We start from the raw sequence: 25,191 nt of genomic DNA, 5'->3' as shown, positions 1-25,191 counted from the left end.
TCACTCGACGGCGGTCCGGTATTGCTCCACCAGGGTCGCCGGATCGCCTTCGAGATAGCCCTGGCTGCCGTGCAGACGCATCAACTGCGCGGCCAACCCGCTCATCGGGGTGGCCGCGCCTTGCTCGCGGGACAGCTTCACCGCGGTGTCGAGGTCCTTGAGCAGGGTCCGCACGTGCCACTTGACCGGCTCGTAACGGCTCTCGGCCATTTGCGGGGCGAGGATCTGCAACGGCTTCGAGTCGGCGAAGCCGCCCGCCAGTGCCGGAGCGACCAGGCTGGCGTCGACCCCGGCCCGCTCCGCCAGCGCCACCACTTCGGCGATCACCAGGGCGTTGCAGGCAACGATCATCTGGTTGCAGACCTTGGTCACCTGCCCGGCGCCCACCTCGCCCATGCGTGTCAGGCGCTGGCCGAGCTGCGAGAGGACCGGCCGCAGGCGCTCGATATCCGCTGCGCGTCCGCCGGCCATGATCGCCAGGCTGCCGCTTTCCGCGCCCGGCGTGCCGCCGGAGACCGGCGCGTCGACCCAGCGCACGCCGCAGCGCGCCTCCAGCTCGGCGGCCATCTCGCGGGTGGCGGCCGGCTCGGCGCTGGAGAAATCCACCAGCAACTGCCCGGGCCTGGCGTTCTCGACGATGCCGCCGGCGCCGAACACCACTTCGCGCACCGCTGCGGTATCGGCCAGGCAAAGCATCAGGATTTCCGCGTCGGCGGCCAGTTCGGCCGGGACTTCGACGGCTTTCGCGCCCTCGGCCGCGAGCAACTCGCGTTTGCCCGGCGAACGGTTCCACACCGCCAGCGGATAGCCGGCGGCCAGCAGCCGGCGGCACATGGGCACGCCCATCAGGCCGAGACCGGCGAAGGCGAGGGAAGGCAGGGAAGCGGACATGGCGGACTCCAATACGCAGCGAATGGGCACGGGGAGCGCCATATTACCCGCGAGGCGCCGGCGAGCAACGCCGCTACGGCTGCCCAAGCGGCCCGCGCACCACTATACTCCCCGGGTTTTTTCCGCCATTGAACCGGAGAACTCTCCCATGTTGAAACGCTCCCTGGCGCTCGCCGCCGGCATCGCCCTGTCCCTGTCCGCCGCGCTCGCCCACGCCGAAGCCCTGAAAGAACTCAAGGTCTCGGCGATCCCCGACGAGGCGCCCACCGAGCTGCTGCGCAAATTCAAGCCGCTCGGCGCCTATCTGGAGAAGCAACTCGGCATACCGGTGAAGTTCGTCCCGGTAGCCGACTACGCCGGGGTGGTCGAGGCGCTGGCCGCCGACCGCCTGGACATGGCCTGGCTGGGCGGCTTCACCTTCGTCCAGGCGCGGCTGAAGACCGGCAACGCCATCCCCCTGGTGCAGCGCGAGCAGGACCAGCAGTTCACCAGCAAATTCATCACGGCCGATCCCCAGGTGAAATCCCTGCAGGACCTGAAGGGCAAGACCTTCGCCTTCGGCTCGGTCTCCTCCACCTCGGGCAGCCTGATGCCGCGCTACTTCATGCAGAAGGACGGCATCGTCCCCGAGCAGTTCTTCTCCCGCGTCGCCTACTCCGGCGCCCACGACGCCACCGTAGCCTGGGTCCAGGCCGGCAAGGTCGACGCCGGCGTGCTGAACGCCTCGGTCTGGCAGAAGCTGGTGGACAGCGGCAAGGTCGATACCGCCAAGGTCAAGGTCTTCGCCACCACGCCGACCTACTACGACTACAACTGGACCGTGCGCGGCAACCTCGACCCGGCCCTGGCCGAAAAGATCAAGCAGGCCTTCCTCGCCCTCGACCCGGCGAAACCGGCCGACAAGGAGATCCTCGACCTGCAGGCCGCCAGCCGCTTCATCGAGACCAATCCGGACAACTACAAGGGCATCGAGGAGTCCGCACGCGCCGCCGGCCTGCTGAAGTGAGCCTGAGCCTCGACGGCGTGGACCTGGTCCACGCCGACGGCCAACGCGCCCTCGCCGACATCCGCCTGCGCCTGGCCGCTGGCGAACGGGTGGCCCTGATTGGACCTTCCGGCGCCGGCAAGACCAGCCTGCTGCGGGTGCTCGCCAGCCAATGGCGGCCCAGCGCCGGTCGTGTCGAACTGCTCGGCGAGGAGCCCTGGGCGCTATCCGCCGCCGCCCGCCAACGCCTGCGCGCGCGCATCGGCCTGGTCCACCAGGCGCCGCCGCTGCCGCCACGACAGCGGGTGGTCAGCGCGGTACTGGCCGGGCGCCTTGGCCAGTGGCCGCTATGGAAGAGCCTGGTCAGCCTGGTCTATCCGCTGGACCGCGCCGGCGCCCACGACGCACTGCAACGCCTGGATCTCGGCGACAAGCTGTTCCAGCGCTGCGACCAGCTTTCCGGCGGCCAGTTGCAACGGGTCGGCATCGCCCGGGTGCTCTACCAGCGCGCCGAGCTGATCCTCGCCGACGAACCGGTCTCGGCCATGGACCCGGTGCTCGCCGGCCATACCCTGGCCCTGCTCAACCGCGAGGCCGCCGCGCGCGGCAGCACCCTGCTGGCCAGCCTGCACGCGGTGGACCTGGCGCTGCAACACTTCCCCCGGGTGATCGGGCTGCGCGCCGGACGCATCGCCTTCGACCTGCCCGCCGGCGAAGTCGACCGCGCCGCGCTGGACGCCCTCTACGCCAACGAACAACTGCAGGCCGAGCGCGCCAGCCCGGTCGGCGAACCCGCCGTGGTGCACATCCCACGATGCTGAACGCCGCTTCTCCACCACGCGACCCCGCCGCCCTGCCGCGCCTGCTGCTGACCCTGGCCGCGTTGCTGCTGCTCTGGCCGGGGCTGCGCCTCAGCGAACTGGATATCCCCGGCCTGTTCAGCGGCGACAACGCACGCACCATGGGCGGTTTTCTCGCCGGCTTCTGGCCGCCGGCGCACGATCCCGGGTTCCTCGCCCTGCTCGGCCGCGCCACCCTGGAAACCCTCGCCATCGCCACCGCCGGCATGGCCCTGGCCTGGCTCCTGGCGTTTCCCGCCGCGCTGCTGGCGACCCGCGCCCTGTCACTCTCGGCACTGCCGCGCGGCGGCCTGCCGGCCTGGTGGGCACGGGCACTGCGCTGGCCGGTGCGCGGCCTGCTGATCCTCCTGCGTAGCGTGCCGGAAATCGTCTGGGCGCTGCTGTTCGTCCGCGCCGTGGGCCTGGGCCCCACTGCCGGGGTGCTGGCCATCGCCATCACTTATGCCGGCATGCTCGGCAAGGTCTACGCGGAAATCTTCGAATCGGTGGATCCGCGCCCCGCCCGCGCCCTGCTGCTGGGCGGCGGATCGCGGCTGGCGGCGTTCGCCTACGGGGTGCTGCCGAACGCCGCCGGGGAAATGATTTCCTACACTGTCTATCGCTGGGAGTGCGCGATCCGTGCTTCGGTGGTGATGGGCTTCGTCGGCGCCGGCGGCCTCGGCCAGCAGATCGACCTGTCGCTGCGGATGTTCGCCGGCGGCGAGGTTGCCAGCATCCTGCTGACCTTCCTCCTGCTGGTCCTCCTCGCCGACCTGCTGAGCCGCTTCCTGCGCGGGAGGCTGGCATGAGCCGGACCTGGCGCCTGCTGCTCTGGCCGCTGCTGGTGGTGGCCGCGGTGGGCGCCTCGTTCGCCTACCTGGACATGGACACCGCAGGTCTTTTCAGCGGCAAGGGACTGGGCCAGATGGCCGCCTACGCCAGCGAGTTCTTCCCGCCCGACCTGTCCGCTCCGCACCTGCGGGCGATTGGCCGGGGGCTGCTGGAAACCCTGGCCATGTCGGCCATCGGCACCCTGCTGGCGGCGCTGCTCGGCCTGCTCTTCGCGCTGCCGGCGGCGGGTCGCTTCGGCGTACCGGCGCAGAGCCTGGCGCGACTCCTGCTCAATGCGCTGCGCGCGGTGCCGGAGCTGGTCTGGGGCGCGCTGATGGTGCTGGCGGCCGGGCTCGGGCCGAACGCCGGGACCCTCGCCCTGGCCCTGCACACCGGCGGCGTGCTCGGCCGGCTGTTCGCCGAAGCCCTGGAGAACACCCCGGCGCAGCCCGCCGAGGCCCTGCGCCTGGCCGGCAGCGGACGCCTCGCGGCATTCGCCTATGGCACCCTGCCGGGGGTCTGGCCGCAACTGGTGGCCTATACCCTGTACCGCTGGGAGAACAATATCCGCATGGCCAGCGTGCTCGGCTTCGTCGGTGCCGGCGGGCTCGGGCAGATGCTCTATTTCAGCCTGAGCCTGTTCCAGCAGGCCCAGGCCGCCACGGTGATCCTGGCCATGCTGGTCCTGGTGCTCGGGGTCGACAGCCTGAGCGCCTGGGCCCGGCAGCGCTGGGTCAGCCAATAGGAAAACGCGCCGCCGCGCCCGTTCGAGTAAATTTACGAAGCCCGCCGAAGATCGGGCATCATCGGCGCTCGGAGCCATCAGGGAGGCACCCCGCCTCCAGGGGTCCAGGGAGAGGAAGGAACCATGCGCAAACCACTGCTATCCGCATTACTGCTGGGCCTGCTGGCCCTCGCCGGCTGCAGCCTGCCCCAACAGCAGGCCGGCGCACCGACCGAGCAGCGGCTCGGCACCCAATGGGGCGAAGGCGTCGCCTCGCCGGTCACCTCGGTGGCCCTGCGACGTCTATCGGAGCAACCGGTCGATCGCCGCCAGGTGTTCTACAGCGCGAGCCGCTTCGATGGACGTGCCATCAAGGAACTGCCCCTGGCCAAGGGCAGGGTGGGCTTCGCCGTACTCGACGAGGATGGCGGCAAGTTCGACCTCGTGCAGCACCGCAGCACCCTGCAATTGCAGGGTCGTGAAGGCCAGCGCTACCGACTGTGGCTGAACAACCTCGGCAGCGCGACCTACGAGGTGGTCTCCACGGTGGACGGCCTGGACGTGCTCAACGGCCAGCCGGGCAGCCTGAAGAACCGCGGCTATGTGCTGGAACCGGGCGAGAGCCTGGTGATCGAGGGCTTCCGCAAGAGCGAACGGGAAGTCGCGGCGTTCCGCTTCGCCAGTCCCGACGATGCCTACGCCAGCAACAGCGCGGCCGGCGACAGCCGCAACCTAGGCGTGATCGGCGTGGCCCTGTTCGAACTGGACGCTCCGGCCAGCGGTCGCGAGGCGCCGGCCGACGGACCGCAGGCATTTCCCGCCGACGCCCGGAACGGCGGCGGCTACGCGCCGCCGCCACGCTATCGCGACTGAGGCATCTTCGCGAAAACCGCGCGGCGGCGTTCCATCATAAGCAATCCCTCTCACAGGAGCCGCCGATGAACCGCTTTTCACTGCCCCGCCCCGACGCACGCCAGTGCGTCGCCGGCCTGGGTTTTTCCGCCCTTCTGCTGCTGGCCTCCTCGGCCAACGCCGCCGCCTGCCGCGACATCACCAGCGTGCAGCAAAGCGCCGACGCCACGCGCAATACCTCGATGGGCGGCCACGTGACCCAGCACATCTACGGGATGACGCCGCCGTCCGGCTCGTCGCAGAAAGACAAGACCCTGTTCAAGTCGAGAGGCAACTACGACGCGGCCTGGCGCCAGTACGGATACATCGACAATCCGGTGGCCTGCAGCGGCAACAGCAAGTTCCAGATGGTTTCCCTGGAGAAGCTGCACATGGGCAAGATCGATGCCTACTCCTGCAAGCAGGCCGACGGCCAGGGCGTCTGCACGCGCTGGGATACGTACATGGCCAAGGAGATTTCGTACGGTTTCGTCCTGAAGGACGGCAAGTGGATCCTCAATACCCTCTACCCGGTTCCCCTCGACTAGGGCGCAGGCCGTCCGCGCCGGCCGCCCCATTGCAGGGAGCCGGCGCGGCCGTCCGGGTCAGAAGGTCAGCGTGCCCAGGCCCATGCCCGGGTCGCTGAAGCCGGAGCGACCATCTTCCATGCGACCGCTGAAACGCCGCAGGAAGCTGTCCGCCCCCTGCGCGCTGACGCTGAAGTCGTACCAGTTGCCGCTACTGCGCAGCGAATAGCGGACTTCCCGACGCTGTCCCGGCGGCACGTTGACGGTACGCCGCTCGCCCTGGCGATAGACGTTGTCCTTGACCGTCAGCTTGACCGGATGGCGGCCACGGTTGATCAGTTGCACGCGCAGGTTGCCGAACAGCGGCTCGTAGTCGATCCGCACTTCCGGCAGCGGCGCCTTGCGCTCCGCCAGGTCGCGCCGCAGGTTGCCGCGAAAGACCCGGAGGAACCCGTTCGGACCGTGCACTTCCAGGTGGTAGTCGCCGCTGGCGTCGCCCTGGAAGCTGTCGTGCAGGCGCTTGCGCGCGCCGACGGTGTAGCGTTTCGGCGGGTTCTCGCTGTCGAGCAGGTCGAACACCTGGAACACCGCGCCGGCCTTGCCGGTGTTGGCGAAGGTCAGGCTCAGCGCGTCTCCGCCGCTGCGGTAGCGCGCATGCACGCCCAGCTCGTAGGGCAAGGCGCGGGCCGGACGGATGCCCATTTCCTGCTTGGGCATGGCGGCCACCGCCGGCGGCTTCGGCTTCGGCAGCTTGATCTGGCTGGCGACGATGGCGTCGGCCTGGCTGGTGTCGGGCAGTTCGGGGAACGGCTCGTTGTTCGGGTTGGCGAAGTTGAACGCCGAGGTCAGGTCGCCACAGACGGCACGACGCCAGGGACTGATATTCGGCTCCATGACCCCGAAGCGCTGTTCCAGGAAGCGGATCACCGAGGTGTGGTCGAACACCTGGGAGTTGACCCAGCCGCCCTTGCTCCACGGCGAGATCACGTACATCGGCACCCGCGGGCCGAGGCCGTAGGGCTGGTTGCGATAACGGATATCGCCCTTGGTGTGCCATTCGAGGGTGGCGTCGGCTGTGGTCTTGCCGCGCAGCGTGCCGTCCTTGTTGAGGCTCGGCGCGGCCGGCGGGGCGACGTGGTCGAAGAAGCCGTCGTTCTCGTCGAACATCACCAGCAGCGCGGTCTTGCTCCAGACCTCCGGGTTGGCGGTCAGCGCGTCGAGTACCCAGGAGGTGTACTCGGCCCCCCAGATCGGGCTGGACGGGCCGGGATGTTCGGAGTACTTGGCCGGGGCGACGATCCAGGACACCTGCGGCAGGCTGTTGGCCAGTACGTCGCGCTTCAGCGCATCGAGCTTCCAGGTGCTCAGGCCGTTGACGATCAGCGGCGAGTCAGGCGCTGCGGCGCGGTACTGGCGGAAGCCGATCAGCGGGTTGTCGGAGAAGTTGTCGGCCATGTCCTGGTAGACCCGCCAGGTGATGCCGGCGGCCTGCAGGCGCTCGGGATAGGTGGTCCAGGTGTAGCCCTGCTCCACCGGGCCGTTGCTGTCGTGGTCGTTGGTGGTTACCGGACCACCGTGCTGGCCGAGCGGGTCGTTGGTGCCGGTCCAGAGGAACAGCCGGTTCGGGTTGGTGCCGCCCTGGAACGAGCAGTGATAGGCGTCGCAGATGGTGAAGGCGTTGGCCATCGCGAACTGGAAGGCGATGTCCTGCTCCTTGTAGTAGCCCAGGGAACGCTCGGTCTTGGCCGGCAACCACTTGTCCATGCGCCCTTCGTTCCAGGCCTGCTGGGCGTCCGGCCAGGTGTGCGGGGTGCCGTCGACGCGCTGGGCGCTGGTGGTGCTGGTGTCGAAGTGGTAGGGGAGGATCTCGCCCTTGCTGCCCTTCTGGTGCCAGACCCGCTGGCCATCGGGCAGCGGGATCGCCATGCGGTCGCCGAAGCCGCGGACGCCCTTGAGGGTGCCGAAATAGTGGTCGAAGGAGCGGTTCTCCTGCATCAGGATCACCACGTGCTCGACGTCCTTGAGGTTGCCATGCCGGCGGTGCGCGGGAATCGCCAGGGCCGCCTGGATGCTCGACGGCAGCATGCTGGTGGCGACGGTGGCGCCGACCGTACCGGCGGCCAGGCGGATGAAGCTTCTTCTGCTTTTCGAAATCATCGGGGGACTCACCAGGTCAGGGTGTGGCACAGGGCTGCCGAGCGCATCCATGACGCCCGCAGGCTCACTCGGCAGCAAGCTGTTCGAACCCCGACGACGCTAGTGAGGGAAAAAGACGCTTTGGTTTCAACACGCTTTGCAACAACTATTCATGCCAACTTCATCACAGTTTCAGGTCAAGATTTTGGTCTAGGCCAGATTCCGCTTGACAGCCTTCGCCGGCACTCTCCTCACACTCTTCCCCGCCATTGCAGGAGCAATACCCCCGCCACCACCAGCGCCAGGCCGAGATAGCCCTCCCAGGACAAACGGCGCACCGGGAAACCGGCCCAGCCGAACTGGTCGCAGAGCGCCGAGACCAGCATCTGCCCGGCCACCACGCACGCGATGAAAGTGGCGGCGCCCAGGCGTGGCGCGACCAGGATCGCCACCGTCAGGTAGGCCGCGCCGAACAGCCCGCCGAGCCAGCTCCACCAGGGCGCGCCGCCGAGGCTGGCGGTAGCCGGCAGCGGCACCCGCACCAGCAGCAGGCCCAGGCTGACCACCCCGAGGCTGACGCCCAGCGAAGTCAGGCTGGCGCTCAGCGGATGGCCGAGCAGGCGCCCGAGCAAGGCGTTGCTGCCGGCCTGCAGCACCACCATGCCGCCCACCGAAACTGCCATCAGTACCATCAGATAATTGGGCATGCTGATTCTCCTCCTCCGGCCCTTGCCTCTGGAGCAGAGTTTTTGCTATCCACTTCGCGAATGGAAATCGATAGTTGGTACACCTTCCATGCAGCAGATTCATGACCTACGCCGTATCGACCTCAACCTGCTGGTGGTGCTCGACGCGCTCCTCAGCGAGCGCCACGTGTCCCGCGCGGCACAGCGCCTGGCCATGTCGCAGCCGGCGGTCAGCCACGCCCTCGGGCGTCTCCGCGAACTGTTCGGCGATCCGCTGCTGGTGCGGGTGAAAAGCCGCATGCAGTTGACCAGCCTGGCACTGGAGCTGGCGCCGAAGCTCCAGGCCAGCCTCGACCAGGTCCGCGGGGTGATCGGCGGGCCGGCCTTCGAACCGGTGCGCAGCCGGCGCCACTTCCGCCTGGGCATGTCCGACTACGGTGCCTGGGTGGTGCTGCCGGCGCTACTGCGCCAGCAACAGGCGCTGGCGCCCGGGGTGAGCTTCGGGATAGTCCAGGAACCGCGCCTGGAAACCGCCCGTCAGGTCGCCGAAGGACAGCTGGACTGTGCGCTGGGCGTGTTCCCCCTGCTTCCGGAGGGCGTGCGTGCCAGGCGCCTGTTCGAGGAGCGTTTCGTCTGCGTCTGTCGGCGCAGCCTGTTCGACCGCCCCGACGGCCTGTCCCTCGACCGCTACCTGGCGGCCCGCCACGTGCGCGTCTCGCTACAGGACAACCCGGCCGAGGAGGTCGACAGCGCCCTGGAAAAGCGCGGCCTGCGCCGGCAGGTGGCGCTGACCCTGCCGCACTTCACCGTAGCCCCGGCGCTGCTGGCCGGCACCGACCTGGTACTGACCATCGCCGAACGCACTCTCGAAAGGTTGCGGCTACCCGAGGAACTGGCGGTCTGCGAGCCGCCGCTGGCGATCCCGCGCTTCGACTACGTGCAGATCTGGCGCGGCGACGCCGAGCGCGAAGCGGCCGGCGCCTGGCTGCGGGAACAGATCCAGGCGGCGGCGCGGAAGATCTGAAGAAGAGTCAGGAAGGCTTTTCCAGCTTGCGCAGCATCTCGCCGACACGCTCGCCGAGCATTTCGTTGGCCGACAGCTTGAGGCCGCGCGCCAGTTCCACCTGGACCACGTGTTCCGCCAGCGGGCGCAGGCGCAGGAACACCTTGGCCAGCTCCTGCAGGTCCGGCGCCCCGGGCAGCAGGTCGGTGCCGCGGCCGTCCACCAGGTGGGTGACGATCAGGCGGACGATCCCCGCCGCCAGATGCTCGGTGTCGCTGCGCAACTCGCCGAGGTGATCGAGCAGCGCCTCCAGCGGGATGCCGCTGCGGTACAGCTCCAGCCCGGCCTGGAACAGCCGCGGACTGGGGATCTTCATGCGCTCACCGTCGAACAGCAGCAGGCCCAGCGCCTGGGCCTTGTCGATCACCCGGTCGTTCAGTTCGTCGCCGAAGATCGCCTGGAGTTCATCGAAGCCGATGCTGCCGGGCGTCTCCAGGTTCCACTCGCCGATGATCGCCTGGTCCAGGCCGAGCACATGGTCGAGGTCGCGGCCCTGTTCCCAGGCCTCCAGCAGTTCCTTGATGTTGGCGCTGGAATAGCCGCGCTCGAGCAACTGGTTGATCAGCCGCAGGCGCTTGAGATGACTGTCGAAATACACGCCGACCCGGCCGCGCCGCTCCGGCGGCGGCAGCAGGCCGCGGTCCTGGTAGGCGCGTACGTTGCGCACGCTGCTGCCGGCCGCGCGAGCCAGTTCGTCGACGCTGTATTCGCGGGCATCCTCGGCGGACGGCTGCTCGCCACGTTGCAGCAGGCGCTGCAGGAGGGTCAGGGGTGTGCTCATGGAGGCGGATCATAACGAGGCCCGCCGAACGGCCACAACCTCCGGGGGCGCAACGCTCTTTGCCGGCGTCCGGATGCGCGGGCGCCAACCAAAGACTGGACTCGTCGGTCAGCCGCTCCTCCGGCACCACCGCCAAAACCCGGGGGAAACGTCCCGAGCCTTCTGCCCCGGGCCTTCCGGCGCCGGTAGCAAGTGCCGTAACACCGGCGTGAAGAGACTTCCCCAGGGCTGGCGCAACGCCTGCTTATGGGCCAGCATCAACCATGACATCAATCAATGTCACAATAACGACAAGCCAGCCTGGAGAGAGCCATGTCCCAAGGCGCCTGGGTACCCACTCCCGACGATCTCGATCACTTCCGCCAGGTCCAGCGACTGGCCTATACCTGCTGCGAAACCATCCACGGCGAACTGCGCGCCGGCATCAGCGAGAGGGAAGCCGCGGCGCTGATGAAGACCTGGCTGCAGGATCATGGCGTCGACGACTGGTTCCACCAGCCCTTCGCCTGGTTCGGCAGCCGCACCTCGTTCAAGGGCTTCGACGGCCTGCGTCATCTCGGTGGCTTCAACCTGGCCTTCTACCCCGGCAAGCAGCGCCTGGAGGAAGGCATGCCGTTCATCCTCGACTGCGCGCCGACCCTCGGCGCCTATACCGCCGACGTCGGCTACTCCGGCGCGCTCGGCCACAACCTGTTGCAGGAGCGGCTGATGGACGACCTGCTGATACACCGACGCACCATCCTCGACCTGATCCGCGAACGGCGCCCCCTGGCCGAAGTCAGCCAGGCGGTCGACCGGCTCTGCGTGATCCAGGGCACCCTGCCACGGCACAAGGCCTATCCCTTCGAAGTGCTCGCCCATCGCGTGGAGAAGCTCGGCAACCGCCGCGGTCCCTCGGTGGCGCGCTTCGGCGTGCGCAACCTGTACACCCTGACGCGCAACGCGCTGGTCACCGGCAAGCGCGAAGGCTGGTCGCCGCTGTGGTCCAGCGGCAAGCGCTCCGAGCACCCGCCGACGCCCGGTCTCTGGGCAGTGGAACCGCACCTGGGGCTACGCGGGGTGGGCGCCAAGTTCGAGGAACTGCTGGTAGTCACCGAAGACGACGCCTACTGGCTCGACGACGACCTGCCGCACGTCCGCCGCTGGCAGGCGCGCGGACTGCTGCCGCAAGCACGGGAGGCCGCATGAACGCGCTCCTCGCCCTCCCCGACCTGCAGCCGGAACGCCTGTTCGTGCAATCCGGCGACGTGCGCCTGGCGGTTCATTGCTGGGGCGCGCCGGACAACGGCAAGCCGACGCTGCTGATGGTGCATGGCTACCCGGACAACCACGAGACCTGGCTGCCGCTGATCCGCCAACTGGCCGGGCGCTACCGCATCGTCGCCTACGACGTGCGTGGCGCCGGCGCTTCGGACAAGCCACGCTGGAGCCGCGACTACCACCTGCAGCGGCTCAGCGAAGACCTGCAGGCGGTGATCCGCGCCACCAGCCCGGACCGCCCGGTACACCTGCTGGCCCATGACTGGGGCTCGATCCAGACCTGGGAAAGCGTCACCGATCCGCAGTGCCGACCGCTGATCGCGTCCTATACCTCGATCTCCGGTCCCTGTCTGGACCATGTCGGCTTCTGGATGCGCGAACACCTCAGGCAGCGCAGTCCGAAGGCCCTGAAAGCGGTATTCGGCCAGTTGCTCCACTCCTGGTACATCGCCTTCTTCCATACCCCCGTCGTACCCGAGCTGCTCTGGAGCGCCGGCCTGGCCCGGCTCTGGCCGCAGTTCCTGAAGCGCGCCGAAGGCGTCCGCCATCCGCAGGTCAACCCGACCCAGGCCAGCGACGGCCGGCACGGGGTCAAGCTGTACCGCGGCAACTTCATCCGCAGCCTGTTCCGTCCGCGCAAGCGCCACACCGAAGTGCCGGTGCAACTGATCGTACCGACCCGCGACCGTTACGTCGGCGCCCAGCTGTTCCAGCACCTCAGCCTGTGGGCGCCACGCCTGTGGCGGCGCGAGGCGAGCGTCGGCCATTGGCAACTGCTGGCCGAGCCGGAGCAACTGGCCGGCTGGCTCGGCGAGTTCATCGACGCCCAGGAAACCGGCGAGTCGCCGCCGGCCCTGCAACGCGCCCAGGTCCGGCCCGACGCGCGCTCGATGAGCGGCAAGCTGGTGGTGGTCACCGGCGCCGGCGGCGGCATCGGCCGTTCGACCCTGCTCAGCTTCGCCGAGCGCGGCGCCAGCCTGCTCGCCGCCGATCTCGACCTGGAAGCCGCCGAACGCAGCGCCGAACTGGCCCGAGCCCTTGGCGCCACGGCCCATGTCTACCAGGTCGACGTCGGCGATACCCAGGCCATGGAGACCTTCGCCGAGTGGGTGCGCGACACCCTCGGAGTCCCGGATGTGGTGGTCAGCAATGCCGGCATCGGCATGGCCGGGCCGATGCTCGACACCTCGCCCGCGGAATGGGAGCGCCTGCTGCGGGTCAACCTGTGGAGCGTGATCGATGGCTGCCGCCTGTTCGGCCGGCAGATGGTCGCGGCGAACAAGCCGGGACACCTGGTCAACGTCGCCTCCGGCGTGGCCTTCGCGCCGTCGCGCAACTACCCCGCCTACGCCACCAGCAAGGCCGCGGTACTGATGCTCAGCGAATGCCTGCGGGCGGAACTGGCGGGACGTTCGATCGGAGTCACCGCGGTGTGCCCGGGCTTCGTCGATACCGGCATCGTCCAGGCCACCCGCTTCGTCGGCATGGACGCCGAACGCCAGGCACGGCGCCAGGCGAAGATCCAGCGCTTCTACAAGCGACGCCGGCTCAGCCCGGACACCGTCGGGGAAAAGCTGGTGTGTGCCGTGGAGCGCAACAAGGCGGTGGTCTCGGTGGGCAGCGAGGTGCACCTCGGCGCCCTGCAATGGCGCTTCGCGCCCTGGGCCACGCGGTTTCTCGCGCGCTTCGACCTGACTTCCTGAGAGCCTGCCATGAGCGAATTCCACCACAAGCTGGTCCAGCGCAAGGTCCGCTTCGACTTCAGCGATACCCCCCTGCACTGGGTTCCCGGCGAAGCGGAAGCGTCCCAGGTGATGAACGTCCTGCACATGCTCCTGCCTTCGGGCGAACTGTGGTTCTGCCGCCTCTACAACAAGGCCTTGCCGCTGGTTAGCGACGCCCGCCTGCGCGACGACGTGCAGGGTTTCATCCGCCAGGAAGCGATGCATTCGCGGGCCCACGACGGCGCGATCCAGCGCTACCTGAGCAGGTTCGACATCGACTCCAAGCAGTTCACCGACAAGATGGATTTCCTTTTCGAACGCCTGCTCTGCGACTACCCGCTGGGCCAGAACCGCCTGACCCGCGCCCTCGACGGCTGGTGGCTGCGCCAGCGCTGCGCGATCATCGCCGCGGTGGAGCATTTCACCTGCGTGCTCGGCAAGTGGGTGCTGGAGGCCCGCGAGCTGGATCGCCGCGGCAGCGACCCGGTGATGCTCGACCTGCTGCGCTGGCACGGCGCCGAGGAAGTCGAGCACCGCAGCGTCGCCCACGACCTGCACGTGCATCTGGGCGGCAGCTTCGTCACCCGGCAACTGACCATGCTGTTGGTCATCGCGATACTGGTCTACCTGCTCGCCGACGGCACCCGCACCCTCCTCGACCAGGACCCGGGCCTGCGCGGCGCCAAGCGCCAGGGATTCCTACGAACCTGGTGGCGGCTCGGCAAGCAGGGCCTGCTGCCGAACCTCGCGCACACCTTCCGCGACGTCGCCCGTTACTTCAATCCCTGGTACCACCCCGAGCACGAGGCGAATACCCAGGAAGCCCTGGAATACCTGGCCAACTCGCCGGCGGCCCGGCGCGCGGCGAACGCCTGAAAACAATTCACTGGAAATACCGGCAAGCGCTGCGGAAGCTGGAACTTTCGCGGCGCTTGTCCATTGCTTACGTCAGGTCGAGTCAAACAAGTCCGGCAGACGGAAGGTCATTTCCGTAAGCCTGAAAAATGGCGCTCTATAGAATGATCGAAAATAACGGGCGCGCGACGTGAGACTTTGCAAAAGCCAGCCACTCTTGCTGATGGCATTTTGAAAGCAAGCAAAGTAAAAGTAAGAAAAGTTACCCTATCGATCGGAAATTAAAGAAAGAAAAGCGAGCGAGAAGAGAATCGAGAAATACGCTCTTCGCGCCCGCCTTCGTATTTGTTCGGCCTGCGGAAACTCACTGGCCAGGCAGCGTGATCTCCCGTTCCGAAACGATGATCTTGTTGACTAGGCCGTACTGCACGGCCTCCTCCGCGTTCAGCCAGAAGTCGCGCTCGGTGTCGGCGCTGATCTTCTCCGGCGTCTGCCCGGTGGCTTCGGCGAAGATCCGGTCGAGGCGTTCCTTCATCCGCACGATCTCGCGGCGGTAGATCTCGATGTTGCTCGCCGGCCCCTGGATGCCACCCGACGGCTGGTGCAGGAGGAAGCGGGTATTGGGCAGCGAATAGCGGTTTTCCTTGTCCGCCGCGGCGTAGATCAGCGCGCCGGCGCTGGCAACGCTGCCGGAACCGATCATGATGACCTTCGGAGTGATGAAGCGGATCGCGTCGAAGATCATGTCGCCGGACTCGACGTGGCCACCCGGGGAATTGACGAACATGTAGATCGGATCGTCGCTGATCGAGGCGAGGATATGCAGCTGCTGGACGACGTCCTTGGCCATCTTCTCGTCGACCCCGCCGGTGACGAACACCTTCCTGACCTTGAGCGCGTACTCCATCAGCTTGGCGCCGATGGCGCCGTGGGAGTCGCCGCCTTCGCGGTCCTTGTCATCGGTTTTCATGCAACCTCCTGGAACTGTTGGTAATCCATCCGGCAAACCTTTCAGGGCATGCGTTCGTTGTTCGCCAGGGCGCGGATATATATCCGTTAATGCGCCTCTTCCGAGCGGCCCATTATGCATCAGCCAGAAACTTTCGAAAGGCTCGCTGCAACTTCGAAAAGGCCGGCGAAGGTAATCTCGTGAAGCATAGTCATGCAGGGCCGCGACGCACGTTTCCCGGAACCTAACAGATTTGTAAGTTGCCTCGTAATTACCTACCAGAATTAACAGTTAACAACGCGATTACCCTGCAAGAATTAACAGCTATTTCTTCGAGCCTGCCAAAAGTAATAGTACACCCCGCTCTTGCTTCGGGTGCCGCCGCTTCCCTGCCAACCACGCTGGCTACGGCGCGCTGAAACGTCGACGGGTGGAACCTGTCCGGCGAGGCGTGCGGAGCCCGTGTTCGTCGAACCGATGGATTGTTGAAGAGGACGCAGGGATGGTTCGTTTCGCTCGCTTGCCGCTATCGCCCTACCAACGGGACATCTGGGTCGCCGCCGCGCAGTTTCCGGAACTCGACCAGTACACCATCTTCAGCTACGACCGCTTCACCGGCGAGGTCGATACCCAGGCCCTGGAACGGGCGCTGCGGCAGGCGGCGCGAGACACCGAGGCGTTCCGCCTGCGCCTCGGCGAGACGGACGGTACGCCGTACCAGTGGCTGGATACAGACGCCGATTTCGACGTGCGCCAGGTCGACCTGCGCGCCGACCGCGACCCAGAGGCCGCCGTGCGATCCTGGCTGCGCGACGCCTTCCGCCACGCCTACCCGCTGGACGGCCGCAGCCTGGTGGACCTGGCCCTGCTGCATAGCGACCAGGCGCTCTACGTCTACGTGCGCACCCACCATATCGTCAGCGACGCCTGGGGCCTGCAGCTATTCCTCAGCCGGGTGCGCGCCGGCTACCTGGGCGAGCTAGGCGAGCCACAGGCGCAGATGCCGACGGCTTCCCTCCTGGCGCAGCTGGGGACCGACGACTACTCCGGTTCGGAACAGTACCGCGGCGACCGCGCCTATTTCGCCGAGGCCCTGGAGGGCCTGGAGCCGGCCCTCTTCACCCGCAGGCGCCCGGCCGGGCTGCGCCGCACCGCGCGCCACAGGCTGACGCTGGAACGCGCGCTGCTCGACGCGATCCGCGATCGTGGCGAATCGCCCTTCCTGTTCCTCTCCGCCGCCGTGGCGCTGTACCTGGCGCGAATCCACCAGAACGACGACGTGGTCCTCGGCGTACCGGTGCTGAACCGCGCCGACCGCGCGGCCAAGCAAGTGGTCGGGCACTTCGCCAATACCCTGCCGCTACGCATCCGCACCGCGCCGGAACAGACCATCGACGAATTCCTGGCGCAGTTGCGCGAGGCGACCCGGACGCTGCTGCGCCACCAGAAGATGCCCCTCGGCGACCTGTTGCGCGGCGCCTCGCCACTGTTCGACACCACCCTTTCCTACATGCGCTGGCCCGCCGCCCAGGCGATCCCGAACGCCAGCGTCGAGACCGTGGCGCAGACCCACGCCCATGACCCGGACGCGCTGGCCATCTGGGTCTCCGAGTTCGACGGGCACAGCGACGCGCAGGTGGATTTCGAATACGCCTGCGATGTGTTCGACGCCGACTTCCCCATGGACGCCGCGGCGCGGCATATCGAAACCTTCCTGCGCGCCCTGGTGGAGGGCGGCGAGCGCCGCCTCGGCGAACTCGATCCGCTGTCGGCCGCCGAGCGCGAGGAACTGATCCACACCCGCAACGCCACCGACCAGGCATTCCCCGAGCAGGCTACCCTGCCCACGCTGTTCGCCGAGCAGGTGGCGCGCACCCCGCAACGCACCGCGCTGCTGGAAGCCGACGGCGGCACGCTCAGCTATGCCGAGCTGGACGCCAAGGTCCAGGCCGTGGCCGACGCCCTGCGCGCAGCGGGTGTGAGGACCGACGAGCGGGTAGCGCTACTGGTCGCCCGCGGTCCGCACCTGCTGCCGGCGATCCTCGGCGTGCAGCGCGCCGGCGGCGCCTATGTGCCGATCAATCCCGACCATCCCCTGGAGCGCGTCCGCCTGCTGTTGGAAGACTGCGGCGCCCGCGTGGTGCTGGTGGACGAGCGCGCGGCGACACTCGGCGAGAGCCTGGGCGAGACGCGCGTGCTGCACCTCGAACGCCTGCCGCAGGGCACCGGCGACCTGCCGGCGGCCAACGTGGCGCCCAGCGACCTGGCCTATGTCATCTATACCTCCGGCTCGACCGGCGTGCCCAAGGGCGTGATGGTCGAACACCGCTCGGTGGTCAACCGCCTGAACTGGATGCAGCGTCGTTATCCGATCGGCGAACGCGACGTGCTTCTGCAAAAGACTCCGGTGACCTTCGACGTATCCGTCTGGGAGCTGTTCTGGTGGAGCTTCACCGGCGCCCGCCTGTCGCTGTTGCCGCCCGGCGCCGAGAAGGACCCGCGGGAAATGCTGCGGAGCATCCAGCGCGACGCGGTCACGGTCATCCACTTCGTGCCGTCGATGCTGACGCCGTTCCTCGACCTGCTCGACGGCGACCCGACCGCCCGCGCGGCGGCAAGCTCGCTGCGCCTGGTGTTCTGCAGCGGCGAAGCCCTCGCGCCGTTGCAGGTCGCGCGCTTCCGCCGGCTGTTCGGCGAGGCCGTGCGACTGGTCAACCTGTACGGACCGACCGAAGCCACCGTCGACGTGTCCGACCATGAATGCGCCAGCGACAACCCCACGCGGGTCCCGATCGGCCGGCCGATCGACAACCTGCGCCTGTACGTCCTCGACCGCGCGCTCAGGCCGCAGCCCCTCGGCGCCGTCGGCGAGCTATATATAGGAGGCGTCGGCGTCGCCCGCGGCTACCTGAACCGGCCGGAGCTGAACGCCGAGCGCTTCCTCGCCGACCCCTTCGTCGCCGGCGGCCGTCTCTACCGTACCGGCGACCTGGCCCGCTGGCTGGCCGACGGCAACCTCGAATACCTCGGCCGCGCCGACGACCAGGTGAAGATCCGCGGCAACCGGGTCGAACCCGACGAAGTTCGCGACCGCCTCGCCGCGCTTCCCGGCGTACGCGACGCCGCGGTCGTGGCACGCGATTCGGCGGTACGCGGCACGCACCTGGTCGGCTACTACGTGGCTGCGGCGGAACTCGACCCCGGTCAATTGCGCGCCGGACTTTCGGCGACGCTGCCGGACTTCATGCTGCCGGCCTTCTTCGTGCGCATCGACAGCCTGCCGCTCAGCGCCAACGGCAAGCTCGACCGCCGGCAACTGCCGGCACCGCCGGAACAGGTGGCGGCGGTTGCGCCGCGCACGGCGACCGAGGCCGAACTGGCGGCGGTGTGGGCCGATGTCCTCGGCGTGGCGGAGGTCGGCGTGCACGACGACTTCTACGCCCTCGGCGGCGACTCGATCCTGATGCTGCGCATCCGCGCCGCCGCACAGCGGCGCGGCCTGGGCTTCGAACTCGCCGACCTGATGCGCAACCCGACGGTGGCGGGCCTCGCCGAGCGCCTGGTGCGTCCGCTCGCGGAGCGAAGCTACCAGCCGTTCGAACTGGTTTCCGAATTCGACAAGCCGCGCCTGGAAGGGCTGGAGGACGCCTTCCCGACCAGCCGGCTGAGTCTCGGCCTGCTCTTCCATAGCCGCCAGCGCCCCGACTCGTCGGTCTACCACGACGTGTTCCACTACCGCTTCGACCTGGCCTGGGACGAAGCCGCGTTCCGCCACGCGCTGGACCGGGTGGTCGCCGCCTATCCCGCGCTGCGTTCGTCGTTCGACCTCAGCGGCGCATCCGAACCGCTGCAACTGGTGCATGCCCAGGCACGCAGCGAGCCGCTGATCCTGGACCTGCGCGGCAACCCGGAGGCCGGGACGGTGCTCGACGAGCACATCCGCCAACGCCGCTTCCATCGCTATTCGCTGCAACAGCCCGGGCTGTTCCTGTTCGCCGCGTTCGTCCGCGAGGACGGCCTGGACCTGGTGTTCAGCTTCCACCATGCGATCCTCGACGGCTGGAGCGTGGCCAACCTGATCGTCGCGCTGGTCGCCGCCTACCGTGGCGAGCCGCTGCCGGGCCCGGCGCCGGCGCTGGCCTGCCATGTCCGCGAGGAGCTGGCCGCGCTGGCTTCGCCGGCCGCCGTGGGGTACTGGACCGGGCTGCTGGAGGGCGCGAGGATGACCCGCCTCGACGGCTTCGGCACCCACGAGCCGCAAGCCGCGCAAGGTCCGGCCAGCCATCGCGAAGCGCTGCCGGACGGGCTGCTCGAGCGACTCAAGGCCACTGCGGCGCAACGCGGACTGCCGTTGAAATCGCTGCTGCTCGCCGCCCATTGCCTGACCCTGCATCTGTTCTCCCGCAGCGACAGCGTGGTCACCGGCGCGATCAGCAACGGCCGCCCCGAACTGCCCGACGCCGACCGCATGGTCGGCCTGTTCCTGAATACCGTGCCGGTCCGCTCGGAGATTGCCGGGCATAGCTGGATCGAGGTAGCCGATGCGCTGTTCCGCCAGGAGCGCGACGGACACGCCCATCGCCGCTATCCGCTCAGCGCCATCCAGCAGATCGTCGGCGACGAACTGAGCAGCGCCTTCAACTACGTCAACCTGCATGTCCTCGAACCGCTGTGGCAACTGCGCGACTTCCGCGTCTGGGAAGAAACCAACTTCGCCCTGCTGGTCAACGTGATCGCCACGCCCAGCGACGGCATGTACCTGCGCATCGACAGCGACGGCCGCGGCATCAGCCGCAGCCAGGCCGCGCTGATCGGCGCGACCTTCGTCGAGCTCCTGTGGCGCCTCGCCGAGCATCCCGACGAAGCCGCCGACTTCGCCTTCCTCGCCCCTCGCCGCGACGCCGCTACCCGGCCCGAGCCGCTGGTCGACGTCGTCAGCCTGTTCGAACGCCAGGTCGAGGCGCTGCCGGGCAGCGCCGCGCTGGCCTTCGAGGAGCAACGCTGGACCTATCGCGACCTCGACCATGTGGCGCGCTGCGTGGCCACCCGCCTGGTCCGCGCCGGCGCGCGCCGCGGCGATGCGATCGGGGTGGCGCTGAACCGTTCGCCGGAGATGATCGCGACGATCTGGGGCATCCTGCGCGCCGGCCTGGTCTGCGTGCCGCTGGACGTCAGCTATCCCGCGCAGCGCCTGGCGCTGATCCTGGAGACCGCGCAGCCGTTCCGGGTGGTCGCGCATCCCGAGCACGCCCATGTCGCCGCGGCGGAACGGGTGCTGCCGGTAGAGGAACTGGTCGCCGACATCGAGCCCGAAACCTTCGCCGCGCCGCAGCTCGACGAGCTGGCCATGCTGCTGTTCACCTCCGGTTCCACCGGGCGGCCGAAGGGCGTCGAGCTCAGCCATCGGATGTGGGCCAACTACACCCAGTGGCAACTGCGCGTCGCCAGCGGCGTACCGGGGCTGCGCACCCTGCAGTTCGCGCCGCTGAGCTTCGACATGGCCTTCCAGGAGATCTTCTCCACGCTGTGCGGCGGCGGCGAGCTGCAACTCATCTCCAACCGCGAGCGGATGGACCCCTCCGCGCTGCTGCATGTCCTCGAACGCCGCCAGGTCCAGCGCGTGCTGTTGCCCTTCGTCGCCCTGCAACGCCTCGCCGAGGCCTCCAACGCGCTGGGCGTACGCCCCGGCGCCCTGCGCGTGGTGGTGTCCTCCGGCGAGCAGTTGCGCATCACCGAAGACGTCCGCGCGTTCTGCGCGGCGATGCCCGGGCTGCTGCTGGAGAACCAGTACGGCCCCACCGAGACGCACCAGGTCACCTACCACTCGCTGAGCGGCGACCCGGCGCACTACCCGGACCTGCCGCCGATCGGCCGGCCGCTGGACGGGGTCGAGGTGCAGGTGCTCGACGCCGCGCTGCGCCCGGTACCGGTCGGCGTTACCGGCGAGCTGTACTTCGGCGGCGACTGCCTCGCGCGCGGCTACCACCGCGCCCCCGAACTCACCGCCGAGCGCTTCGTCGAACATCCCTGGCGACCCGGCGCCAGGCTCTACCGCACCGGCGACCTCGGTCGCATCCTCGGCAACGGCGAGATCGTCTGGCTCGGCCGCGCCGATACCCAGGTCAAGGTCCGCGGCTTCCGCATCGAGCCGGCCGAGGTCGAGCTGGCGATCATGCGCCAGGCCGAGCGCCAGCCGGGCCTGCGCGGCGCGGCGGTGGTGGCTCGCGAGCGCCAGGGCAACGATGCATTCCTCGCTGCCTTCCTGCTCGGCGAGCCCGAGGCGGTGGATCTCGCCGAACTGAAGCAGGCGCTGCGCAGCGAACTGCCGGAACACATGGTGCCGGCGCACTTCGCCTGGGTCGACGGCTTCGCCCTCACCCCCAGCGGCAAGCGCGACGACGCCGCCCTGCGCGCGCTGCCGCTGGAGCACGGGTCGAACATCGAGTACCTGGCCCCGCGCGACGACTACGAGCGCACCCTGGCCGGACTCCTCGGCGAGTTGCTGGATCGTCCCCGGGTAGGCATCCGCGACAGCTTCTTCGACCTCGGCGGCACCTCGCTCAGCGCGATGCGCTTCATGCTGCTGATCGAGAAGCGCTATGGCGTCGACCTGCCGATGGCCGCGCTGATCGAGACGCCGACCGTGGAGGGCCTGGCCGAACGCCTGCGGGAGCGCTCGGCGGTACGCGCCTTCGACCCGCTGGTACCGATCCGTGCCGGCGGCAGCCGCCCGCCGCTGTTCCTCGTCCACCCGCTCGGCGGCCACGTACTCTGCTACCTGCCGCTGGTCCGCGCGCTGCCGCCGGAGCAGCCGGTATATGCCCTGCAGGCGGCCGGCACCGGCCAGGGCAGTACGCCGCTGGCGGTCCTCGAGGACATCGCCGCCAGTTACCTCGCGGCGATCCGCCGGGTGCAGCCGGAAGGCCCCTATTACCTCGGCGGCTGGTCGTTCGGCGGCTTCGTCGCCTACGAGATGGCCCGGCAACTGCGCGCGCTCGACCCACAGGCGGTCGCCCAACTGATCGTGCTCGACTCCATCACCGTCGACCGCAACCACGCCGGCAGCGCCAGCGACGAAGCCCTGCTGCTGTTCTTCTACTGGGAACTGGTCTGGTTCGAGCGCAGCGACGAGGAGGTCGAGCCGCTGCCTGAAGGCGCGAGCCTGGAGCAGAAGCTCGACCACATCGTCGAACGCGCCATCGAGGCCGGCGTGCTTCCCGCCGGCACCCCGCGCGCCACCGTGCAACGGCTCTACGAGCTGTTCCGGGCGAGCTGGCAGGCACTCATCGGCTATCGCCCGGAGGTCAGCGACCAGGACATGACCCTGCTGCGCGCGGACGGCCCGCTGCCGCTGGCGCTGAAGCCGATGCACGACGCCGCCGGCACCCACTACGGCGATCCGAAGAACGGCTGGCAGCACTGGACCAGCGGCCGCCTCGATGTGATCGACGTACCCGGCGACCACCTGGTGCTGATGAAAGAACCCTATGTCGAGACGGTCGCGGCAGAGATCGCCGCGTTGCTCGAACCCTCCACCTCCAGCGAACGGACCCGCCCATGAGCAGACATCCCCTGAAGATCGTCATCGCCGGCGCCGGCATCGGCGGGCTCGCCGCAGCCGCGTGCCTGAAGGCCGCCGGCTTCGAGGTCGAACTCTACGAGCGGGCCAGGGAGCTGCGCGCGGTCGGCTCGGCGCTGTCGCTGATGCCCAACGCGTTGACCGCCCTGGAGAGGGTCGGCGTGCGCCCTGACCTTACCCGCGCCCAGGCCTTCGACTCGCTGCGGTTCCTCACCCGGCGCGGGCGACCGATCCGCGCCATCGACTTCGGCGGCCTGGCCCGCCAGCTCGGCCAGCCGAGCCTGGCGATCCATCGCGCGAGCCTGCAGCAGGCGCTGCTGGAACAGGCCCGCGACTGCCGCATCGAACTGGGCGTGAGCGCCACCGGCTACCTGCGCCACGCCGACGGCGAAGGCGTCACCGTGCTCTGCAGCGACGGCCGCGAAGTGCACGCCGACGTGCTGATCGGCGCGGACGGCTTCAACTCGGCGATCCGCGCCACCATGACCGGCCCGGAGCGTCCCACCGACTGGCACTACGTGATCTGGCGCGCCACGCCGGCGTTCCGCCATCCGAAGGTGACGCCGGGCTACGTCGCCCATTACTGGGGCCGTGGGCAGCGCTTCGGTCTCGCCGACATCGGCGAAGGCAACGTCTATTGGTGGGGCACCCGCAACATGCCGGCCGAGCAGGCGAAAGACTGGCGCGGCGGCAAGGCGGGCATCCAGCGCCTCTACGCCGGCTGGGCCGACGAAGTGCAGGCGGTCATCGAGGCGACCCCGGAGGCCGACATCAGCAGCCTGCCGGCCCAGGACCGACCGTTCCTGGAGCGCTGGGGCGACGGCCCGGTGACCCTGCTCGGCGATGCCGCGCATCCGATGCTGACCAGCCTCGGCCAGGGCGCCGCCATCGCCATCGAAGACGCCGCGGTGCTGGCCCACTGCCTGGCCACCATCGACGCCCCGCAAGCCGCCCTGCGCGCCTACGAGAACCGCCGTCGCGACCGCGCCAGGGCGATGGTCGAGACCTCGCGGGCGCTGAGCCGCATCGAGCAGTTGGAGCATCCGCTGCGCACCGTCGCCCGCGATCTCTACTTCCGCTTCGCTCCGGAGCGAACCTTCGCCCGGCAGAACGAACTGGCACTGACCTTCCCAGGAGTCGAATAATGGCCGAGATACGACGCCCGCTGTCCGCGGTGGAACGCTGGTACTGGCTCAGCGACCAGTTCTCCGCGCTGAACGTGATTTCCCGGGTGCGGGTCCATGGCCAGTTGTCCATCGACGACCTGCGCCGCGGCCTCGACGCGCTGCAGGCGCGGCATCCGCTGCTGCGCGCGCGGATCGAGCACGATGCCGGGCTCGACCCGCGCTGGGTGCCCTGCGAGCGGCCCATCCCGCTGCGCGAGGTGCGCGGTGGCGGCGAGGACCGATGGCTGCGGGAAATCAACGAGCGCGAATTGCCGGAACGCATCAATCCGGACAGCGGGCCACTGATCCGTACCGTGGCGATCGCCACCGACGCCGGCGCCCACGACCTGCTGGTCGTGGTACCGCACATCATCGCCGACGGCACTACCGTGCTGACCCTCGCCGAACAATGGCTGACCCTGGCCGCCGACCCCGCCGCGCAACCCTGGAGCGCCAGCGCCCTGCCGCCGGCGGAGGATCTGCGTCCGCGCCGCTTCACCGGCGACGAAGGCGCGGCGCGCCTGGCCGAGCAGACCGCCCAGGACGAAGCGCTGGTCGGCCGCCACCGCCCGGGCCGGATCGAGCCGAGCAACCCGGTGCCGCTGGAGGCACGGCGTACCCGCCTGCTGCACCGGGAACTGGACGGCGCACAGCTGGAACAGCTGCAACGACGCGCCCGCGAACACGGCACCACGGTACACGGCGCGCTGACCGCGGCGCTGGCCATCGCCGCCGGCCACGACCACCAGCGCCGCCCTAGCCACATCGCCATCGGCTCGCCGATCGACTTCCGCGACGAACTGGAGCCGCCGGTGCGCCCCGACGAAGTAGGCACCTACGTCGCCACGGTACCGGTGGTGCTGGACATCGCCCGGCCGTTCTGGGAGGTCGCCCGCGCGCTCACCGACGACCTCGGCGAACGCCGTCGCCAGGGCCATCATTTCAACCTGGTCACCCTGGTCGCCAGCGCTGCGCCGCGCTGCATGGCCGACGCGCGGCCATTCATGACCTTCATGGAAGCCGAAGGGCCGATCAACCTGTGCTCCTCCAACATCGGTCGCTATCCGTTCCCCGAGCGGATCGGCGCCTTGCGCCTCTCCGACGCGCAGTTCCTCACCGGCATCTCGGTGAACGGCTACTTCGTGGCCGCCATCAACTCCAGCCATGGCCGGCTGTTCTGGAACTTCACCTATATCGACGAAGCGGTCCCCGGCGAACGCGCCGAACGCCTGGCCGAAGATTGCCTGGGCACCCTGCTGTCGGCGATCCACGCCCCCCAACGATCCGCCCTCGAGGAGCAATGA

General features: G+C 68.8%; 18 protein-coding genes. 13 read left to right on the top strand and 5 right to left on the bottom strand.

Going from position 1 to position 25,191, the window contains the following annotated elements; all coding sequences use genetic code 11:
• Positions 1 to 891, bottom strand: a complete 891-nt coding sequence (locus LE197_RS01965) for an NAD(P)-dependent oxidoreductase (protein WP_033968613.1) — start codon at positions 889 to 891, stop codon at positions 1 to 3.
• 148 nt (positions 892 to 1,039) lie between these two features.
• On the opposite strand from LE197_RS01965, the gene LE197_RS01960 reads away from it, so the two are divergent.
• From LE197_RS01960 to LE197_RS01935, 6 genes are all read left to right on the top strand, one after another.
• Positions 1,040 to 1,897 carry a putative selenate ABC transporter substrate-binding protein gene (locus LE197_RS01960; RefSeq protein WP_059309702.1) on the top strand — a complete coding sequence of 286 codons (858 nt, stop codon included), beginning with the start codon at positions 1,040 to 1,042 and terminating at the stop codon, positions 1,895 to 1,897.
• Positions 1,894 to 2,697 carry a phosphonate ABC transporter ATP-binding protein gene (locus LE197_RS01955; protein ID WP_033975480.1) on the top strand — a complete coding sequence of 268 codons (804 nt, stop codon included), beginning with the start codon at positions 1,894 to 1,896 and terminating at the stop codon, positions 2,695 to 2,697. The genes LE197_RS01960 and LE197_RS01955 overlap by 4 nt, the downstream gene beginning before the upstream one ends.
• Positions 2,691 to 3,524, top strand: coding sequence for a PhnE/PtxC family ABC transporter permease (locus LE197_RS01950; RefSeq protein WP_059309703.1), 834 nt, complete (start codon positions 2,691 to 2,693; stop codon positions 3,522 to 3,524). The genes LE197_RS01955 and LE197_RS01950 overlap by 7 nt, the downstream gene beginning before the upstream one ends.
• Positions 3,521 to 4,291, top strand: a complete 771-nt coding sequence (gene phnE, locus LE197_RS01945; RefSeq protein WP_003091685.1) for a phosphonate ABC transporter, permease protein PhnE — start codon at positions 3,521 to 3,523, stop codon at positions 4,289 to 4,291. The genes LE197_RS01950 and phnE overlap by 4 nt, the downstream gene beginning before the upstream one ends.
• Positions 4,292 to 4,414: 123 nt before the next feature.
• Positions 4,415 to 5,143: a hypothetical protein gene (locus tag LE197_RS01940; RefSeq protein ID WP_033968604.1), complete on the top strand. Its 729-nt coding sequence runs from the start codon at positions 4,415 to 4,417 to the stop codon at positions 5,141 to 5,143.
• Positions 5,144 to 5,208: 65 nt separating this feature from the next.
• Positions 5,209 to 5,709, top strand: coding sequence for a hypothetical protein (locus LE197_RS01935; protein WP_059309704.1), 501 nt, complete (start codon positions 5,209 to 5,211; stop codon positions 5,707 to 5,709).
• Between the two features lie 57 nt (positions 5,710 to 5,766).
• Here LE197_RS01935 and LE197_RS01930 read toward each other — a convergent pair whose 3' ends face one another.
• Positions 5,767 to 7,845, bottom strand: a complete 2,079-nt coding sequence (locus LE197_RS01930) for a phosphocholine-specific phospholipase C (RefSeq protein ID WP_003113149.1) — start codon at positions 7,843 to 7,845, stop codon at positions 5,767 to 5,769.
• Between the two features lie 230 nt (positions 7,846 to 8,075).
• Complete coding sequence (locus tag LE197_RS01925) at positions 8,076 to 8,531, bottom strand: DMT family transporter (protein ID WP_023517851.1); 456 nt, start codon at positions 8,529 to 8,531, stop codon at positions 8,076 to 8,078.
• Between the two features lie 88 nt (positions 8,532 to 8,619).
• On the opposite strand from LE197_RS01925, the gene LE197_RS01920 reads away from it, so the two are divergent.
• Entirely contained in the window at positions 8,620 to 9,534 is a 915-nt protein-coding gene (locus LE197_RS01920) for a LysR substrate-binding domain-containing protein (RefSeq protein WP_033968600.1), read from the top strand.
• A 7-nt stretch (positions 9,535 to 9,541) separates the two neighbouring features.
• Here LE197_RS01920 and LE197_RS01915 read toward each other — a convergent pair whose 3' ends face one another.
• Positions 9,542 to 10,240 (bottom strand): MerR family transcriptional regulator, encoded by a 699-nt coding sequence (locus LE197_RS01915; RefSeq protein ID WP_228777877.1) that lies wholly within the window; start codon positions 10,238 to 10,240, stop codon positions 9,542 to 9,544.
• 426 nt (positions 10,241 to 10,666) lie between these two features.
• On the opposite strand from LE197_RS01915, the gene LE197_RS01910 reads away from it, so the two are divergent.
• Genes LE197_RS01910 through LE197_RS01900 form a run of 3 tightly spaced genes read left to right on the top strand, consistent with a single transcriptional unit; the run spans position 10,667 to position 14,214 of the window.
• Positions 10,667 to 11,542 carry a M24 family metallopeptidase gene (locus LE197_RS01910; RefSeq protein WP_033975486.1) on the top strand — a complete coding sequence of 292 codons (876 nt, stop codon included), beginning with the start codon at positions 10,667 to 10,669 and terminating at the stop codon, positions 11,540 to 11,542.
• The gene (locus LE197_RS01905; protein WP_059309705.1) at positions 11,539 to 13,317 is read left to right on the top strand and encodes an SDR family oxidoreductase; all 1,779 of its coding nucleotides are present in this window, start codon (positions 11,539 to 11,541) and stop codon (positions 13,315 to 13,317) included. The genes LE197_RS01910 and LE197_RS01905 overlap by 4 nt, the downstream gene beginning before the upstream one ends.
• A gap of 9 nt (positions 13,318 to 13,326) precedes the next feature.
• Positions 13,327 to 14,214, top strand: coding sequence for a metal-dependent hydrolase (locus LE197_RS01900; protein WP_057388501.1), 888 nt, complete (start codon positions 13,327 to 13,329; stop codon positions 14,212 to 14,214).
• Positions 14,215 to 14,557: 343 nt separating this feature from the next.
• Here the strand turns inward: LE197_RS01900 and LE197_RS01895 are convergent, their stop codons facing one another.
• Positions 14,558 to 15,163, bottom strand: a complete 606-nt coding sequence (locus LE197_RS01895) for an ATP-dependent Clp protease proteolytic subunit (RefSeq protein WP_003091706.1) — start codon at positions 15,161 to 15,163, stop codon at positions 14,558 to 14,560.
• A gap of 481 nt (positions 15,164 to 15,644) precedes the next feature.
• Between LE197_RS01895 and LE197_RS01890 the strand changes: the two genes are divergently transcribed.
• Genes LE197_RS01890 through LE197_RS01880 form a run of 3 tightly spaced genes read left to right on the top strand, consistent with a single transcriptional unit; the run spans position 15,645 to position 25,191 of the window.
• Positions 15,645 to 22,703 (top strand): amino acid adenylation domain-containing protein, encoded by a 7,059-nt coding sequence (locus LE197_RS01890; protein ID WP_059309706.1) that lies wholly within the window; start codon positions 15,645 to 15,647, stop codon positions 22,701 to 22,703.
• Positions 22,700 to 23,866 carry an FAD-dependent oxidoreductase gene (locus LE197_RS01885; protein WP_033968594.1) on the top strand — a complete coding sequence of 389 codons (1,167 nt, stop codon included), beginning with the start codon at positions 22,700 to 22,702 and terminating at the stop codon, positions 23,864 to 23,866. Before LE197_RS01890 ends, LE197_RS01885 begins: the two co-directional genes overlap by 4 nt.
• Positions 23,863 to 25,191: a condensation domain-containing protein gene (locus LE197_RS01880; protein WP_079761056.1), complete on the top strand. Its 1,329-nt coding sequence runs from the start codon at positions 23,863 to 23,865 to the stop codon at positions 25,189 to 25,191. Before LE197_RS01885 ends, LE197_RS01880 begins: the two co-directional genes overlap by 4 nt.

Origin of the sequence: Pseudomonas sp. PS1(2021) (assembly GCF_020405165.1) — a bacterium.
In the GTDB taxonomy this organism is placed as follows: Bacteria; Pseudomonadota; Gammaproteobacteria; order Pseudomonadales; family Pseudomonadaceae; genus Pseudomonas; species Pseudomonas aeruginosa.
This window is presented reverse-complemented; position numbering and strand designations above follow the sequence as displayed.